Genomic DNA, 16,723 nt, shown 5'->3' with positions numbered 1-16,723 from the left:
GTCAATGGAGTTCGATTTGCAAAGGTTAGTGATTTTTCTCAGTGTTTTTACAGTAATCCTTTTGATAGGTTATTCTTATGCGACCAGTCGTTTGATCGCACCTTTTGAACTCGGAACTTTTCAGAAGGTTTCTCTTTGGATCGGAGTGGTTTTTCTGGTCCTTCTTACCCCTAGTGCTTATCTTTTAAGTTTATTTTTTAGGGAAACCCAATGGCAAAAGTTCTGGGCTTACTCCGCATTTACCACTTTGGGGTTTGCGACCATTTTGGTTTCCTTCGTTGTCTTTAAGGATCTGGGAAACTTGGTTTGGAAAGGTGTTAACTATCTTTCGGACCTTCTACAATCCAAAAGTATTTCTGTCGCATCAGCCGAAACCGAGGCATTATTCGGATCGGAAAAATTTGGAAGAGGGGATTTTTTAGCCAGATTTTCTTCTTTTGCACTTTTGGGACTTGCTGGTGGGTTGACAGCCTTCGGATTTTATCAGGCTAAAAAAACGCCTACCGTTAAATATGTGAAGATCAAGGTAAAAGATCTGCCGGATGGTCTTCACGGCTTTAAGATTGCTCAACTTTCTGATATCCACATTGGACCTACTATCAAAGGGAATTTTTTGGAAGTTGTAGTTTCTAAGACAAATTCCCTCGAGCCGGATCTGGTCGCTATCACCGGAGATTTGGTAGATGGAACAGTGAACATGCTGAAACATCATGTTTCTCCTCTAAAGGATCTGGAATCCAAATATGGTACATTCTTCGTGACCGGAAACCATGAGTATTATTCCGGAGTGATTGCCTGGATCAGGGAGTTGGAGGATCTTGGGATCAATGTATTACTAAATCAGAATAAACTAATAGATCACAATGGTGCTAAGATTGCCGTTGCAGGTGTAACGGATTATAAGGCTCATACGGTTATCCCAGGTCATAGAACTGATCCTAAACAGGCTTCTATCGGAACGGAAAACGCTCATTATAAAGTGTTACTCGCTCACCAGCCTAATTCAATTTTTGAAGCCGCGAAAGTGGGATATGATCTTCAGCTCTCAGGCCATACTCATGGAGGTCAATACTTTCCTGGAAACGTGTTCATCCATCTATTCCAAAAGTTCGTGGCCGGACTCAGTAAATGGGAAGAGACCCAACTTTATGTGAGCAGAGGAACTGGATATTGGGGGCCTCCTTTAAGAATAGGTGCGCCTTCCGAGATCACTCTGCTCGTTTTGGAAAAACAGTCTTAGAACTTTATTGACATTCTGATCTTCCCGGGCTCTCTATACGGAATCCGGGATCCAGAATGATCAAAAAAATTTTCAGTTCGATTACCTTATTCGTTTTCATATTTTCCAGCTACTTCTTCTTTTCAAATTGTTCCAAACCAAAACCTAAGTCCAACCCAGAGATCGAAAGACTAAAACCTAAAAAGAAGGCGGATGATAGGGACCAAGATTCTGATATTTCTTCTAGAGAATATTTCGATGAAGATGCGGATGGTAAACCTATTGAAAGAAAACCGGAGCCTAGTCCTGGAGTTAATATAAGATCTTTTGCAAGCGGTTCTCCGGGATGCAAAAAAGGAAACTGCAAGAATGGGGAAGGTGTCTATGTTTATGATACAAAAGACGTTTATTCAGGTAGATTTTCAGGTGAGATGAGAGAAGGTTGGGGGACCTTAGCTTATTCCGACGGAGACAGATACGAAGGTAATTGGTCCGATGATAAAAAATCAGGCGCCGGACGTTATGTGTTTCGAGATGGTTCCGTTTTTAGCGGATCATTTACGGCAGAAGGTAACGGAAACGGTAAGTATACCAAAGCCGGCAGAACTGCAAGATGTAGATTAGAGAATAGAAAGCTATTCTGTAAATAATCCTTTCGGATGAGTTTAAACAAATATTAATAAACGATTGTTCGATTATATTAGATCTCTTTTTTACAAGAGGTCTTGCATTTCAAAAAAAGAAAGATAGAATGTTCCATCGCAGGACGGAGGTCCGTATGGAAAGATGGCATGATTGGTTAGAGACTCATCGGGATTGGTGGATCGATATGGTCCGCGTATATTTGGGCGGGGTTTTGGTGTATAAGGGACTTGCATTCCTTGCGGATACGGATGCGCTTATCCGACTAATGGAATTAAATAATGCTCCTTATGCTTCTACATTATTGGCCCATTATATAGTGATCGCTCACATTTGTGGTGGTGTGCTGCTGATGGTAGGACTTCTGACTAGATTCTCCGCGATTTTACAATTGCCCGTACTAGTCGGGGCCGTTTTGTTCATACATGCAAGAGAAGGTTTTGTGTCCGCAGGATCAAATCTGCCTTATGCATCCATGATCCTACTTTTACTTTTACACTTTTCATTGTATGGATCCGGTCGTATCTCGGCGGATTTTTATATAGAAACACATAAGAGTGTTTAAAGGAAATATCGTTAGCTCTTTGGACATATTCCAGAAGAGCTAACGACCTGACTTCAGACTGGCTCTGATACCTTGTCCAGTAAACCGACCCAATCAGTTCTTTCGGGTTGTCCCGGTTTTCTTTTTCCGAAAAACTGAACGATCAATTCTCCATCTGCATCATATACTTCCATAGAGTGAATGACTCCGTCTTTAGAAGGTTTATCCACGATATAAACTTTAGAAATTAGATCCGATCTTAAGTGTAGATTGAATTCCGGATCTAGGACATTCCACCAAGATTCTAAAACTTTAATATTGGTGACTTCTCCCGTATGGATCTGAATTGATCCAGGGTTTCCCACAAAAACCATAATAGGGCTTCTGTCTAAGGAAGCCATTTCCAACATTCTTAAGACAGCTTTAGGCTCTACAGTTTTGGTGAATTTCCCGTCGGCGATCTCCATGGATTGGATCCTGGAAACACCATGTTTTTTTAATAGAGAGAAAAATTCATGGGTATCTTCTAATTTTCCCCAGTCGCTCAGGAACTCTTCTTTGATTTCCGAGCTGATCTCTTTTTTCTCTGCGACCGCAGTTCCTTTTTTGTTTTCAGAGGAGAATAAAGGGGAGAAGTCCGGAGATCCGTTTTTGAATTCCGATCTTAATTTTTCCCAAGCGGATACATTCGATTTGTCCGTAAGGAAAAGTTTGAACATTGCTTCTCCATTTTCATTGAAGAATTGGAAAGATCTTTGTGTGGAATCTTGTTTAGGTTCTTCCACTGCGAAACCGAATTTCCAAATTCCTGGGAAAAGTCTGAGATCAATATCTGCTCCAACGACTAAGATATGTCCAGGACCGGAACTTACTTTTTCGAATATTCCTTTTCTTTCATGTACGCAGGCTTCGTTACGAGTGAGGACCATTACATGTCCTAATTCCCCGAACTTTGCGAATAATTCGCCCCAATTTGTTTGGAGAGAAGAAACTTGAGGAAATCCTTCCGCCTTGGAAATTTCAGAGGCAGCGAGTAGTCCACCCTCCGAGGTTTTGAGTTGGGAAGCGATCTCTCTCATTCTAAGACGAGGTTGTGTTTCTTTGATCTGTTTCCAATCTTTGATGATATTCTCGATCTCTAACGATTCAGCGATGGACATTTTCTTTGACTCCTTTAGCATCTAATGTATAGGACAGGCCGTTTATTTTATTTGGTTCTGCGGGACCAAGAGGGATCAAATAATGCCCTCCTTCCGGGAAGGGAACTTTTTGGGTTCTCAATAGGAAATGTTCTAATACGAATTTTTCATCCAGAATATTCCCAGGAACGCCATCCGCTAGTATTTTACCTTCTTTTAATACTGCGATCCTATCTGCGTATCTCAATGCAAGGTTCAGGTCATGGAGAATACAGAGAACTCCTCTCCCTTCTTTGCTGAGTTTTTTTGCTTTTTCTAATAAAGAATGTATTCTGTTCGGATCTAAAGAGGCACCCGGTTCATCCAAAAGAACATAACTTTCTCTTTGGGTAGGTTCTTTATCCTGCACTAAAACCCTTGCCATCTGGGTTCTTTGTTTTTCCCCACCGGAAAGTTTATTATAAATTTGAAATCTTTCTCTTTCTCCTAGATTGACCGAATGGAATGCTTCTTCGGTGATCTGATCCTCTAGCGGTTTAGGAACTCTTAATTTAGAGCAGGACCTTCCCATCCGGACGATCTCATCTGCGATAAATGGGAAATGGATCTCTGATTCTTGAGAAAGTACACTTCTTCTGAGTGCCAAGTCTTCCGAATCATATTCAGACAAAGGGATCCCATCCAATAGCACCAATCCTTTGTCCGGAGATATTTCCCCTGAGAATAATTTTAATAAGGTGGATTTTCCTGCTCCATTTGGACCAAGCACGATCAAAAGTTCTCCAGGATATAAACTTAAGTTTACCCCTGATAATAAGAACCTTCCACCTCTTGATAAGGAAATGTCTGATAATACTAGGCTCATCTAAATTCTCCTTCTCTACGTTTTGCTTGTAAGATTAAGAATAAGAAGAATGGACCACCTATTCCTGCTGCGATAATTCCGATCGGAAGTTCTGAAGGGAAGGCAACAGTTCTTGCCGCTAAGTCTGCGATCGCAAGAAGAAGTGCTCCTCCGAATAAGGAAGCGGGTAATAATGTTTTATGACCAGGCCCTAAAACCATTCTCAGAATATGAGGGACGATTAAACCAACGAATGCAATATTCCCGCAGATGGAAATACTTACACCTACTAACAGACTTGCTAAAACGATGGTGAGGTTTCGGATCCTTCTCACTTTGAAACCCGTATGAAAAGCTTCTGCTTCTCCCAATGCCAATGCATCTAAACCTCTAGCTAATACAGGGAAGAAGAAAGTAACAACGAGAAGGACAGTACCCAATAGATAAATTTTATGCCAGCTTGCGACTGCCATACTTCCCAAACTCCAGAAGGTTAGGTTTCTAAGTTGGGTATCATCCGCTAGATAAGATAAAAATCCCAAAAGGGAAACGACAGTTGCATTCACTGCGATCCCTGCAAGCACCAGAACTAAGGAAAATCCTCCGCCTTCTCTTTTAGAAACCACATGCAAGAAGAAGGAAACAGAAAGAGCTCCGCCAAATGCACATAACTGTAATAAGAAACTTTCTTTTCCTCTTAACTCGGCCGGAAAGAAGGTAAGTATCTTTTCTGAAAATACGATCCAAGTAGAAGCGGCTAATGCCGCTCCGGGACTCACTCCTATGAACCCAGGTTCTACTAATGGGTTTCGAAATAGTCCTTGTATACAAACGCCAGCAGAAGCAAGACATGCCCCAACTAACATAGATAATACTAGCCTAGGCATTCTCAAATTCCAAACTAAAATGGAATGAGGGACTTCTAATTCGGATAAGGAATCCTGTCCTAATAGTAATACTTTTAGGATTTCTCCCGTGGAAAGTTGGATAGAACCGAATTTAAGGGAAAGTATTCCTATTCCAAAAAGTCCGGCAGCTAACACTGCATATACGAAGATGGCTGGGACTTTGCGTCCTGCATTTTTCTTCCTTTCTTCCCCTTTAGGTTTCATTTCAGAGGAAGAAGTCTCCAAAGAAGATACGATCATTTTTTCTCAGGTGTTTTTGGATGGAATGATTCGAATAATTCCTCTATACCCTGACCAAGTCTTGGGCCAAAACCTAAGAGAACTAGATCATCTATCGCAACCACTCTGGATTTTTTTCCGGCAGGAGTATCTTTCACACCAGGAAGTGCGAACACTCCGTCTTTTCCGCCAAGACTTTCTAAACCTCTGCTCGGAATTAAGATGATATCAGGTTGTGCTGCGATTACCGCTTCAGGAGTGATCGGTTTAAAACCTTTGAATCCATCGACTGCATTGGCTCCCCCTCCGAGTCGGATCATTTCGTCTGCAGGAGTTTCCGTTCCGGAAACTTGTGCGAGGCTTGTTCCTCTATGATATACGAATAATACTTTCGGTTTGGATTTTAGTTTGGAAACCTTCTCCGCAATTTTGGAATGTTTTTTGCGAATATCTTGTACGATCTTTTGTGCTTCTTTTTCGGCTCCGATCTCTTTTCCAATCGCAAGAATATTATTTAGCGCAGGCTCTACTCCAGGTAATCCAGGATAGATAATCACTTTTAAACCGGCGGATTTAAGTTGTTCAATTACTTCGGGAGGACCTGCGTATTCTAATCCAAGGATTAGATTCGGTTTTAAAGAAAGAATCCCTTCTGCGGAAAGCATTCTTTGATAACCTACTTTAGGAAGTGATACTGCTTCAGGAGGATAAAGGGAAGAAGTATCGTTTCCTACGACTAATTTACCTTTTCCTAATGCAAAAACGATCTCGGAAACGGTTCCGTTTAATGTTACGATCCTGAGTTCTTTTGCCTCTGCGAATATAGTTGCAGGTAAACAGAGGAACAAAGCTAAGCTTATTAGTTTTTTCATATTGGTTCTCCCAATTTTATTTTTACCGGACTCCCGGTACAGGCGAAGTAGAAGGCATCGGAGCCGCAGAATAATCGGCAGGACCAGACGTTGCATTAAATCTTCCGTCTATCCCCACATAATAGAATCTAGGCTTCTGAGGATTATAAGTAAGATCGAATGTATCTAAAACGTTATCCACACCTGCAAATATCTCGAAAGCACCTAAAACTTTCTGAGAAATCCGGAAGTTCAAATTTGTATGAGGATTAACCATACGAATTCCGTAGGTCGCGGCAGTAGTACAGTAAGATAAGTTTCTTTCCGTACAATATTCCTGAACTCCGCCTGGAATACTTCCGAATAATGCGTTGATCGTATTCGTAGCCTGAGAGGTTAACTGAGCGGAGAGAGCAGATAATTCGCTAGGAAGAACGGGATCACACCAAAGAGGATTTTTCGTACAGTAATACGGTTGTTTCCCGAAAATCACCGCGAACAAGGAGAAACTAAACCCGCTAGGCTGATGATCGAAGCGAACGTTTAAGTTCCATCTATGATAACCTCTTCCTTCTAAAGGAAGATTGGTTAATTCATCTCTTGTGTCGGTATACGTATAACCGCCGCCCAAAGAAACATTTTGGTGAACTCTAAGAGTTACGGAAGATTCAAATCCTTTGGTAAGAGCCTTTTGGTAATTGGATGTATTAAAAATCTGTAATCCAGATGCGTCTCTGGTTGGGTTCGTTCTGAATCCGATTAGGTTATCAATATTATTATAGAAGAAGTTAAAGCTGAACCAGAATACCTTATTCGGCTCCCATTCTCCACCCAAGTTATAACTGCGAGAAAGTTCCGGCTTTAAGTTGGGATTTCCAGCCACTCTATAACCCACGCCTGGGTTTATGAAATTATAATATAAATCCTGAAAACTAGGAGCTCTGTATCCTAAACCGTTGGCTGCTCTAATGCGGAATTTATCAGTCACATCGTAACGAACTGCTAATTTAGGAAGGACCTGTCCTCCGTAGATAGAGTCGTGGTCAGAGCGGATCCCTGGAACAATCTGGATCCTTGGGGCGCTGGAAACTCTCCATTCATCCTGTATATAAAATGCGTTTCTTTGTCTTTGTGCATACCCGTTTTGAGTTTGATAAGGATCTGTTCCCCCTAAGATATCGCTCGCACAAATATTTGGGAAATTTCTCTTACAATCGGGAGCGATCCTTGCGGAAGAGAATTGATCTATTAATGTTTCTGCACCGTAAGAGATCACATGTCCATCGGAGATCTTATGATCTAAACGTGTCCTTAGTTCTGTAACCGCGTTGTCTAACTTCTCTCTTTTGTCTTGGGCGTCTGACTTTCTTTGGTCGTATGTATAAGTATCAAAAAATCTGGCGTAGTTTGTATTTACGTTTAAGTTTAATGTTTTAGTAATTTCCCAATCTGCGTTGACCGCACCCATAAAATCATGGGTTTTATTACTTCTATCGTACACTCCTCGTGGGGGGACTGCATCTACGGCATTTTGGTTTAAATATCTATAATAGAACTGAAATCCTAATTTAAAAGTTTCCGAAATATCAAAAGTAGTTTTGTTCGAAACGTTTATATCCTCGAATGCACTACCTGAAGTAGATTCTAGAGGACCTTCGTAAGGAAGTTTTTGACGATAAATATAAAGTTTTGTCCAAAGAGGAGTATTCGTAGGGAAGGGCGAGTAACTAGAGGAAAGACTTTCTATTCTTCCGTTTTTAGGTCCCAAGGTTGCGTCCGGAGTTAGATCGTAACCATCTCCCCTATGCCAACCTGCGGTAAAATTGGTGGAAACTATCCCTCTACGTACTCCTACGGATGCATAGTTACGGAACTCTGTTCCAGTTCCATAATAGACTGGATTTCCTCCTCCCATAAAGGTCCTAAAGTTCGCGGAATAAGGATCTTTTTGTTCCTTAGTGATGATATTGATTACACCCGCGATTGCATCAGAACCATAAAGAGCGGATGACGCACCTTTTACGATCTCGATTCTTTCTATATCTTCCGCTTTAAATCTGGTTAAGTCGATGGAGCCGCTGAAACGTCCAGTAGTCCTTTGTCCGTCCACCAAGATCAAAACGTTTTGACCTGCTAGACCCTGTAAACGAACTGTAGATCCTCTTTCTCCTGCTTGTGCAGGGCGAACTTCTATCCCTGGAACGTTTCCTAAAGTTTGGGAGATATCTCTCGCTCCCATGGCATCTATATCTTTTCTGGTGATCACCTCGGTAGTAATTGTGGAATCCTTTAGAAAACCTTTTCTACGAGTACCAGTAACGGTGATGATGGAACCTCTATCATTGTTCCCATTCGTTATATCTTTTCCGGCTTCCGGATTTACTTTAGATTTATCTAAATCATCTTTTTTTTCTTCCGTCTTTTTTTCAGGAAGAACTTCTCCTTGGGAAAAGATAGGGACTCCTAGGAAACATAAACCTGAAAATAAGACCAGATATAATATCCTAGGAGCGGAAGAAGGTTTGATCTTCCCCATCAGAGGGTCTTCCATTTAAATGTAGGAAATCCACTGGTACTTGCACCGTCATAATAATCAGTGACCTCTAATCCGAAGAAAGAACCGTCTGAACCTTGGATCAAATACCCTCTTGCTTTCGGTGTAAGGATATGGGTAGTTCCGTTATAATCGTACCAATCCCAGAGAGCGGGGCTTGCATTTTCTGTTGCAGTTCCGAATCCACCGCCTCCGGTTTGAGACATGAGTTCGTCTACTTGAGGAGTGCAGTCTCCTCCTGTTACACCTGCAAGATTAGTGTCACCTGCATTAAAACAAGAGCCACCATTTTCAGAACCGCTGGTTCCGCTGTTTGTACCTATTACGAATCTTTTAAATCTTAGATCCCAGGTACCTGACTTAGTAGTTTCTACTCCACCTGCTTTTAGGTCTATGTACGCCCAACATCCGCTTGCAGTAGCGTTAACTCTAGTAGTATTGACTCCTGCAGATGGGGAATTGGGAGTCGTAGTCGTATCACCAGGGGCTTTGATACATCCTCCACCGCCATCTTCCAATGCGGCTAAAATCGCAAGTCCATCGTCCCCTCCGGTGCTAGGCCCGCAGAAAACAGTTAAAGTTGCCATGAAAATAATGAAAATTGAATATAATGTTTTCATTATCGAATCCCCCTTCTTCATAAATTAATAATGACAGAAGGCGGCCGAATTAAGGCCGCCTAAAATTTTTAAAGCGCAGTAGTGCTATAAGTTACTACCTTGGTCGCTGTTACTCCGGAAGCAGAACTGCCGGTCTTGTAATAAGTGCTAGTGCTACCGGTAGAGCCGATACCTGCACCGCTTGGCCAATTAGCTTTATTGATAATTGCGTTAGACTCAGTAAGGGTACATCTCTTCTTGCAGTTTGCACCTTTGTACCCACTTCCCCAAATCGTAACTTTTGGTGTTGTATCTGCGCTGATATCTAAACAAACATCACTTGCTGTAGTGGTGAAGGAAGAGAACAAGCTAGTTCCGGTTCCTCCGAGGGCTGCGGTTGCAGTTCCATCATCTGTTCCATAAGCTGTGGTTGCAGAGTAACCTGCGTAAACCATTGGTCCGCCTTGGTAGATGTTCACTACGAGTTTTCCGTCACCTGCAGTTGTTGAAGGTGTAGAAGTAGTTCCTGCTAATGAATCAGTGTATCCAGTTGCTAGGTAGATGGTTCCGTGTCCGCTTAGGGCCTGGAGCAATGCTCCTTCTAATCTGATATGTCTTGCCGCACCTGCAGTTGGGATGGAGATCAATTGGAAAGTATTGATCCCTGCAGTGATTGCAGTTTCCGCGATCTCATCATTAGCAACTGCTGCATCTATGCAGGCGCTGTTTAAAGCTCCTAGTACAAGTGCAGCGTTGGACTCTTTCGAGCCTTGGTCGCAATTCATTAAGAAGGATATTCCTAGAATCATCGTCAATAGCGTCTTGGTTGTGTTCCGTTTCATGTTTTCTCCTGTTGAGACTCAATTCTCATTAGTAGGAGTCATGTTTTCTATATTTAGGTCTTGAAATGAGTCTAAAACTCAAAATCAAAATCTCTCGGAATCTGTCAACCAAGAATGAGAACAATTCTCAGAAGCGATGCGGAAAAGTCCACTAAAGAATTCCCAAAAAGCCGGGCAATCTGGCGGTCTGGGGATTGATATTTGTCCGCGAATTGGCAATGTTCAGAATAATTTTGGATTTAGAGAGATTCCATTTTATTACAGAAAGTATATTTAGTTTTTCTAATCCTTAAAGAAGAAGGTTTTGGGAAAAGTAATTGATAGGTCCTTCTCCTTGGGTTAAAACTACCTTCGCCGAATTCCGAATCTTTCGGTGACGGAGAGTTCCATAATAGGAGGGTACAGTATGAAGAAAAAATGGGTGGTGGTTGCAAACCGAAGCGAGGCAAAAATTTTCGAATACCAAGGGCCGACTAACGGTTTGAAGCTGGTGCAATCTATGGAGAATCCCGAAGGAAGACTCAGAAATTCGGATCTAGTTACTGGAGCAGGGCAAGCTTCCAGATCTGATTTTGATTTTTTTCATGAACCTAAAAAGAGAGTGGCTGCGGCTTTTGCTGGTAAACTTAGCGATTTTATGAACTTGGAAAGGAAGAAGGATTCTTTTTCCAATTTTATTTTGGTTTCCGAACCTGGCTTTATGGGAATGATCCTCGGCAAACTTGATGATAAGTCTAGAGAAAGGATCTATCATAAAATGCCTAAAGATATCGTGCATGAAAGAGAGTCCAATCTGATGAATCATCTTAAGAGCGTGCTTGTGAGCGAAGCATAAGATCCATTCGAGTCGATACTATTAAGGCCGCCTTCATGGCGGCTTTTTTATTGACGCAGCCGAATCCTAAAGGATTCTACCTCAGTAAAAAAATTGGAGAGAGTTGAATGGCTGCCACAAAAGAAAAATATATTCTTTCTATCGATAGCGGTGGAAGCGGGATCCGAGCTATCTTATTCGATAAGAAGGGCAGAATAGTTTCTCGCCAATACGAAAAAACTCCTCCTATCGTGAGTGAGCCTGGTGCCTTGGAACATGACCCAGAAAAACTTTGGCAGGCACTTGTTTCTATTCTCAAAAAAACTTTTAAGAACAAAAAATTCCAAGCCGCAAATGTGGACTCACTTGGGATTTGCAACCAAAGAGGATCTTTTCTTCTTTGGGATAAATCAACAGGTAAACCTTTAACTAAATTGATCAGTTGGGCGGATGTTCGCGCAGGCAAAACTTCCGCAGAGATGAATTCAAATAAGATATGGAAAGTGATCCAATTTGTTTCTAGGATTCTTGGAACGATTACAGGCAATCCTATGTTGATCGCAACTTATATGTTAAAGTTTACTACGGATCACGCCTCTGTTCGTTTGAAATGGGTGCTCGATAAAAATCCTGAACTTAGGAAAAGAGCGAAGAAAGGTGAGATACTTTTTGGGACCTTGGACACTTGGTTCGTGTACAAACTCACCAAAGGAAAAGAACATATTAGCGATCCTTCTAATGCAACAGTAACCGGTATGTTCAATCCTTTCCAATTACAATGGAATGCTCCTCTTTGTGGGATCTTCAATATACCTACGAAAATTTTTCCGAATGTTAAAGATACTGCTGCAGATTTTGGTGTTACGGATCCTTCTCTATTCGGTGCAGGAATTCCGATCAGAGCAGTGGTCGGAGATCAGATGGCGGCCTTATTCGGACATGCATGTTTCGAAAAAGGCGGGGTTAAAATTTCCCAAGGTTCAGGTGCATTCGTGGATATGAACATGGGAGATAAACCCAAACTTTCTAAAAGAGGTTTATTTCCTTTAGTTGCTTGGAGACTCGCAGGAAAACCTACTTATATGTTGGAAGGTTTTACAGGCACTGTAGGAACTCTAATCGACTGGCTTGGAAAAGGAATCGGACTTTCCGATACCCCAAAAGTTTTGAATGAACTTGCTTCTCAAACAAATGATACCGAGGGAGTGATCTTCGTTCCAACCGCTTCCGGGATGAGATATCCTCATTTTAATCCGAATGCAAAAGCTTCCGTATTCGGATTATCACTTGCAACTCATAGAAGGCATGTGGCAAGAGCGGTCCTCGAAGGAATTGCATTATCTTTATTTGATATATTAGAAGGGATCAAGAAAGATACGAATGTTCCCGTAAGTTCGATCATGGTGGATGGCGGAGTTTCCCAATCGGATATTCTTCTACAATGTCTTGCCGATTTTTGTAATGTAGAAGTGAAACGTGCACCGGAACCTGATATGACCGCCACAGGTGCAGCTTATCTTGCGGGACTTGGCTCCGGTTATTGGAAAAGTTTAGAAGAATTGAGTAAACTGGAAAGAGGTTACAAAATTTTCAAACCTAAGATGGATTCGAAATTCAGGGAATTAAAATTGGAGCGTTGGCATAGAGCAGTTCAATCCACTCTCAAGATAGATTGAATTATTCTTGGATACGAATGGAGCTGACCACGGTGGTCAATTGTTCTGCCAATTCTTCGGTAGGCTCCTCGTCTCCATTATAAGTGATTAAGATCATTCTTTTTTTAGTAGAGACTAGATAGACCATCCAATGCCTTCCGTCTTCTTTTAAAAATTCACATGCTATGATCTTAGCACCTTCATTATTCTCGAAGAATGCCGCCATCTCTCTCACAAATTCAATTTTGTGGGTCGCAAGATATCTTTCTATTTCTTGTTCCGGATCGAAATCGCCTTCTTTATTTTCGAAAGCATAAACTTGCATGGCACCGGAACCATTTTCTTCGAAAAAGGCAGGGATACCTTCGATCACAATATTCTGCCAATGGCCTGGGATCACCATGCTGTACCAGCCGGAAGGAGAACGATAGAGTCTGTAATCTAACTTTTTATCCATTCTAGAAACTATTTCGTCATCTTAATCGGGTTAAAAATCAAGGCAAGCATGTTTGGGAATACTTGACATTCGTGTTGTCTCAGTGATCCTCTCCTGTTGTGATTGCTATCCTGAAGAACAGAAGAGGCCCTTTTTATCTGATCACTACGTTTTTCGCGATCATATTTTTTGCGGTCTTCGCTTCCTCGCTCGCTATCGTATTTTCCCTATTTTTGATCGCAGTATTGGTTTTATATCCTGTTTTATTGGACTGGTTCTCTCGCTTATATGGTCAGGAAGATATTGCAGACGAGGTACATTTTGCAAAAACAAAAGACGGATGGAATATCGCTCTACACAGACATATTCCTCCTATTCCAAATCCTGATCTTGCTCCGGTAATCGTAGTGCATGGGATTGCTACGAATAAGTATGTGATCGATTTGGACAAAAGACATTCTCTTCCTTATTATTTAAAACTAAGAGGTTACGAAGTCTTTGCGGTTTCTTTGAGAGGAGCGGGGAGTTCTTACCATGAGAGCAGGGGCGGATACGAGGACTTTACCTTTGATGATTTAGTAAAATATGATGTTCCCGCGATCATCTCCAAGGTACTTTCTTTAACGGAAAGTAAACGTGTGAATTGGGTGGGCCATTCTATGGGTGCGATGATCTTTTATTCATATCTAGGGATCACTCCTAAGTCCGAAAAGGAAAAGATCGCAAGTTTCGTTTCTCTGGGTGGGCCTGGAAATTTAAACCATTTAGGTTTGAGCCTAATAGGTTTACTCTCCAGATTCCCTCGTGCCAGAAAAGTTTTAGATCTGAAGTTCGGGGCTTCCATGCTTGCTCCTTTAGCGGGAGAAATTTACACACCTATCGATCAGATACTTTATAACCCTAAAGCAACTCGACCTAGAATAGTGAAAAAAGTAATGAAAAATGCTATTGAGAATATCAGTGAAGGACTGATTGAACAATTCATGTCTTGGATAGAGACAAAGAAGATGAGTTCCCTCAACGGGTTCTATAATTATATAGATCTCCAGAAAGAGATCACTGTTCCTAGTTTATTTGTCGCAGGTGCAAATGATGCGATTGCAACTCCTGACACGGTTCGATTCGTATATGAAAGAGCGGGAACTAAGATCAAAAAATTTCATGTGATCTCTAAGGAAGAAGGAGCCAGCGACGATTATGGTCATGGTTGTTTGATCTTAGCGGAGAAGGCAGAAGACGATGTGTTTCCTAAGGTAGAGACCTTCTTAAGAGAACATGGAACCTCCAAAAAGCAGAGCTGGTTTTTAAGATTAAAAAGAAAATTTAGACAAAATATTCGCACCTAACACTACATAATTCCAGATTTGCTGCCTTAAAAGAGTGGCATTCTTCCTCATATCTCACCAAATCTAAAGTATGTCTCAATATAGATATGCTTAAATAATGAACATACTCTAAATTTACATCCAGAAATTGGGCATAATATTTAGTTTTGGAGAATTGGTACGCTAATTGCATAAGATCTCGGTAGAGCGAAACGAATCCAAAGAGAAAAAGAATCGGATACGTAGAGGTGCTTGACCATGATAGAACTCAAATTTGGGCAAAGAAAAGTAGTTAGCTTCCGAGGTGCAAGGAAAGTCGTCGGCGGTTTAACCGAAAAAAATAAGATCGATATCCTTCTTTATATCAGTAAGGAATTCGCAAACGCGGATAAGGAAGAGGAACTTTATGATATCGTAATAAGCCTCTGTAAAGATATCTTTGAGTGTGATAATACCACCCTCAGGATGTGGAGAGGAAATCTTTTGGTTCCTTCTCGCTTCTTTAAAGAAACAATTCCACCTCGCAGAGACCTCAGTCAGGATGAAGGTTATTCGGGATTCACTTTTAAGACCCGTATGCCTTTGCTTATCCAGGATTTAACACATCATGCGGAATACATAGACGAGGGAGAAACCACTCGGGCCGTTATGTGTGTTCCGATTATGTATAAGGAAGATTGTTTAGGTACAATCGCCGTAGAATCAGACACCGAATTTTTTTATAGAGAAGATGATCTAGAAATTTTAGAAGCACTCGGTTCCCAGCTTGCTCTTGCAATTACAAGCGTTCGTTTGATCCAAGGTTTGGTCCATGCGAATGAAAGAGAGGCTCAGATCCTGAAACAATTGGAATGGGATATGAGAATGGGCCGTAACGTCCAAAGCCAGATCGTAGAGACAACGATCGCTCCTTGGAACGGTTTACATTTCGGAACTTATTATGAACCAATGACCGAAGTTTCCGGAGACTACTTTAATGTGGTCCGACAAGGAAACTCGATTACTGCGATCATAGTGGATGTGTCTGGGCACGGTATTCCTGCCGCGTTAGTCACAATGTCCATCCACTATCAATTCCAACGTTGTACTTCCCTTGGTATGGGACTATCCGAAACTTTGGCCGAGTTGGGTGAATCCATCCGGCCACAGCTTCCGGATGGAACTTATTTCACTGCATTTATCCTGAAGGTTTATAGTGATTACACTTATTCCTATGTGAATGCAGCTCACCAAAAAATGTTACATTACCATAACGGTCATGGAAGAATAGAAGAGCTGGATACCCAAGGAGTCCCTCTTGGTATTTTCGAAGTAGAAAGAAGTAATTTCGAAGAGAAACACGGAAGGATCTTACCTGGAGATATTCTATTTCTACCTACTGATGGTATTACGGAACAGAAAAATGAACAACGCCAAGAATTAGGGAACCAACGTTTTATAGAATGGATCCGCCAAGAAAAATCGACCATAGAAGAACAAAGAGATAAGATCTATGTTGCAGACTTAGTCGGTTCATTGATCGGAAGATTCAAAAGATATAAAGGAGATATGAGAAATGGAGACGACGTTTCTTTACTCGCACTCCAATGCAATCCTGAGCTTGGAAAAGCTAAAACATTACTTTCTTTAGCAAAATCTGCCGCGAAAGCAAAGAAAGACCAAGTCGCTTACGACAAAGCTTTAGAAGTATTCTCTATGGACGAGTCTCTCAAAGACAGTTTGGTACTTCTTGGAAAAATGTATTACAGAGATAGAAATTTTGAAAAGAGCGTACAGTTCTTAGAGAAATATATCAAAACCAGCGGAGAAGAATCCGAGCATATTCATTATCTATTAGGAAGAGCGTATTACGAGCTGGAAAATATTCCGGAGGCTAAGAGGGCATTAAAACGTTCTCTCGCAATCGATCATACATACGCAAAGTCCAGCTTGAGACTAGCTAGATGTTATTTGAAAGATAATGAAACTCCTAAGGCGATCAAGGTCCTTCAGCAAGGGATCAAAAGTGCGCCTACGAATGAGTATCTAAAAATTTCCCTTAAAAAGTTGGAGGAATTAGTAAAAAGAAAATCAGGAGATCTAGTCGTTTCGGAACAAAGAAAAGAAGCGGTTTAATTAATAAGCGAAGTTCA

At 41.3% G+C, this 16,723-nt stretch carries 15 protein-coding genes; 7 read left to right on the top strand and 8 right to left on the bottom strand.

What is annotated here, in order from left to right; genetic code table 11:
• The first annotated feature begins 4 nt into the window (after positions 1-4).
• The 3 genes from CH377_RS12825 to CH377_RS12815 all read left to right on the top strand — a co-directional run bounded on the left by CH377_RS12825 (position 5) and on the right by CH377_RS12815 (position 2,426).
• Complete coding sequence (locus CH377_RS12825; protein ID WP_100724182.1) at positions 5-1,240, top strand: metallophosphoesterase; 1,236 nt, start codon at positions 5-7, stop codon at positions 1,238-1,240.
• 56 nt (positions 1,241-1,296) lie between these two features.
• Positions 1,297-1,869, top strand: a complete 573-nt coding sequence (locus CH377_RS12820) for an MORN repeat-containing protein (RefSeq protein WP_100724181.1) — start codon at positions 1,297-1,299, stop codon at positions 1,867-1,869.
• 128 nt (positions 1,870-1,997) lie between these two features.
• The gene (locus tag CH377_RS12815; protein WP_008595326.1) at positions 1,998-2,426 is read left to right on the top strand and encodes a DoxX family protein; all 429 of its coding nucleotides are present in this window, start codon (positions 1,998-2,000) and stop codon (positions 2,424-2,426) included.
• A gap of 53 nt (positions 2,427-2,479) precedes the next feature.
• Here the strand turns inward: CH377_RS12815 and CH377_RS12810 are convergent, their stop codons facing one another.
• The 7 genes from CH377_RS12810 to CH377_RS12780 all read right to left on the bottom strand — a co-directional run bounded on the left by CH377_RS12810 (position 2,480) and on the right by CH377_RS12780 (position 10,304).
• Positions 2,480-3,565: a hemin-degrading factor gene (locus CH377_RS12810; RefSeq protein ID WP_100724180.1), complete on the bottom strand. Its 1,086-nt coding sequence runs from the start codon at positions 3,563-3,565 to the stop codon at positions 2,480-2,482.
• Entirely contained in the window at positions 3,552-4,409 is an 858-nt protein-coding gene (locus CH377_RS12805; RefSeq protein WP_100724179.1) for an ATP-binding cassette domain-containing protein, read from the bottom strand. Before CH377_RS12805 ends, CH377_RS12810 begins: the two co-directional genes overlap by 14 nt.
• Entirely contained in the window at positions 4,406-5,536 is a 1,131-nt protein-coding gene (locus CH377_RS12800; RefSeq protein ID WP_100724178.1) for a FecCD family ABC transporter permease, read from the bottom strand. Before CH377_RS12800 ends, CH377_RS12805 begins: the two co-directional genes overlap by 4 nt.
• Positions 5,533-6,387: a heme/hemin ABC transporter substrate-binding protein gene (locus CH377_RS12795; protein ID WP_100724177.1), complete on the bottom strand. Its 855-nt coding sequence runs from the start codon at positions 6,385-6,387 to the stop codon at positions 5,533-5,535. The genes CH377_RS12800 and CH377_RS12795 overlap by 4 nt, the downstream gene beginning before the upstream one ends.
• A 22-nt stretch (positions 6,388-6,409) precedes the next feature.
• Complete coding sequence (locus tag CH377_RS12790; protein ID WP_100724176.1) at positions 6,410-8,902, bottom strand: TonB-dependent receptor plug domain-containing protein; 2,493 nt, start codon at positions 8,900-8,902, stop codon at positions 6,410-6,412.
• Complete coding sequence (locus CH377_RS12785; protein WP_100724175.1) at positions 8,902-9,540, bottom strand: HmuY family protein; 639 nt, start codon at positions 9,538-9,540, stop codon at positions 8,902-8,904. The genes CH377_RS12790 and CH377_RS12785 overlap by 1 nt, the downstream gene beginning before the upstream one ends.
• A 68-nt stretch (positions 9,541-9,608) precedes the next feature.
• Positions 9,609-10,304 (bottom strand): hypothetical protein, encoded by a 696-nt coding sequence (locus CH377_RS12780; protein WP_100724213.1) that lies wholly within the window; start codon positions 10,302-10,304, stop codon positions 9,609-9,611.
• Positions 10,305-10,767: 463 nt separating this feature from the next.
• Here CH377_RS12780 and CH377_RS12775 point away from each other — a divergent pair, with 463 nt between their 5' ends.
• Together CH377_RS12775 and CH377_RS12770 are read left to right on the top strand one after the other, a co-directional pair.
• Entirely contained in the window at positions 10,768-11,196 is a 429-nt protein-coding gene (locus CH377_RS12775; protein ID WP_100724174.1) for a host attachment protein, read from the top strand.
• Positions 11,197-11,303: 107 nt separating this feature from the next.
• Positions 11,304-12,851 (top strand): glycerol kinase 5, encoded by a 1,548-nt coding sequence (locus CH377_RS12770; protein ID WP_100724173.1) that lies wholly within the window; start codon positions 11,304-11,306, stop codon positions 12,849-12,851.
• Between the two features lies 1 nt (position 12,852).
• Here CH377_RS12770 and CH377_RS12765 read toward each other — a convergent pair whose 3' ends face one another.
• On the bottom strand, positions 12,853-13,287 hold the full coding sequence (locus CH377_RS12765) for a hypothetical protein (protein ID WP_100724172.1): 435 nt from the start codon (positions 13,285-13,287) through the stop codon (positions 12,853-12,855).
• Between the two features lie 98 nt (positions 13,288-13,385).
• Here CH377_RS12765 and CH377_RS12760 point away from each other — a divergent pair, with 98 nt between their 5' ends.
• Together CH377_RS12760 and CH377_RS12755 are read left to right on the top strand one after the other, a co-directional pair.
• Entirely contained in the window at positions 13,386-14,612 is a 1,227-nt protein-coding gene (locus CH377_RS12760) for an alpha/beta fold hydrolase (protein ID WP_100724171.1), read from the top strand.
• A gap of 237 nt (positions 14,613-14,849) precedes the next feature.
• Positions 14,850-16,706, top strand: a complete 1,857-nt coding sequence (locus CH377_RS12755) for a SpoIIE family protein phosphatase (protein ID WP_100724170.1) — start codon at positions 14,850-14,852, stop codon at positions 16,704-16,706.
• The last annotated feature ends 17 nt before the right edge of the window (positions 16,707-16,723 follow it).

It is taken from the genome of Leptospira haakeii (assembly GCF_002812045.1).
Lineage (GTDB): Bacteria > Spirochaetota > Leptospiria > Leptospirales > Leptospiraceae > Leptospira_B > Leptospira_B haakeii.
The sequence above is the reverse complement of the archived record's forward strand: the minus strand, read 5'-3'. Positions and strand labels throughout refer to the sequence as shown.

Excerpts from the sequence above, each read along its gene's own strand:
- CH377_RS12825 (WP_100724182.1), top strand. The coding sequence starts at position 5 with ATGGAGTTCGATTTGCAAAGGTTAGTGATTTTTCTCAGTGTTTTTACA.
- CH377_RS12780 (WP_100724213.1), bottom strand. The coding sequence starts at position 10,304 with ATGAATTGCGACCAAGGCTCGAAAGAGTCCAACGCTGCACTTGTACTA.
- CH377_RS12770 (WP_100724173.1), top strand. The coding sequence starts at position 11,304 with ATGGCTGCCACAAAAGAAAAATATATTCTTTCTATCGATAGCGGTGGA.
- CH377_RS12755 (WP_100724170.1), top strand. The coding sequence starts at position 14,850 with ATGATAGAACTCAAATTTGGGCAAAGAAAAGTAGTTAGCTTCCGAGGT.
- CH377_RS12765 (WP_100724172.1), bottom strand. The coding sequence starts at position 13,287 with ATGGATAAAAAGTTAGATTACAGACTCTATCGTTCTCCTTCCGGCTGG.
- CH377_RS12795 (WP_100724177.1), bottom strand. The coding sequence starts at position 6,387 with ATGAAAAAACTAATAAGCTTAGCTTTGTTCCTCTGTTTACCTGCAACT.
- CH377_RS12790 (WP_100724176.1), bottom strand. The coding sequence starts at position 8,902 with ATGGGGAAGATCAAACCTTCTTCCGCTCCTAGGATATTATATCTGGTC.
- CH377_RS12810 (WP_100724180.1), bottom strand. The coding sequence starts at position 3,565 with ATGTCCATCGCTGAATCGTTAGAGATCGAGAATATCATCAAAGATTGG.
- CH377_RS12800 (WP_100724178.1), bottom strand. The coding sequence starts at position 5,536 with ATGATCGTATCTTCTTTGGAGACTTCTTCCTCTGAAATGAAACCTAAA.
- CH377_RS12815 (WP_008595326.1), top strand. The coding sequence starts at position 1,998 with ATGGAAAGATGGCATGATTGGTTAGAGACTCATCGGGATTGGTGGATC.
- CH377_RS12775 (WP_100724174.1), top strand. The coding sequence starts at position 10,768 with ATGAAGAAAAAATGGGTGGTGGTTGCAAACCGAAGCGAGGCAAAAATT.
- CH377_RS12820 (WP_100724181.1), top strand. The coding sequence starts at position 1,297 with ATGATCAAAAAAATTTTCAGTTCGATTACCTTATTCGTTTTCATATTT.
- CH377_RS12805 (WP_100724179.1), bottom strand. The coding sequence starts at position 4,409 with ATGAGCCTAGTATTATCAGACATTTCCTTATCAAGAGGTGGAAGGTTC.
- CH377_RS12785 (WP_100724175.1), bottom strand. The coding sequence starts at position 9,540 with ATGAAAACATTATATTCAATTTTCATTATTTTCATGGCAACTTTAACT.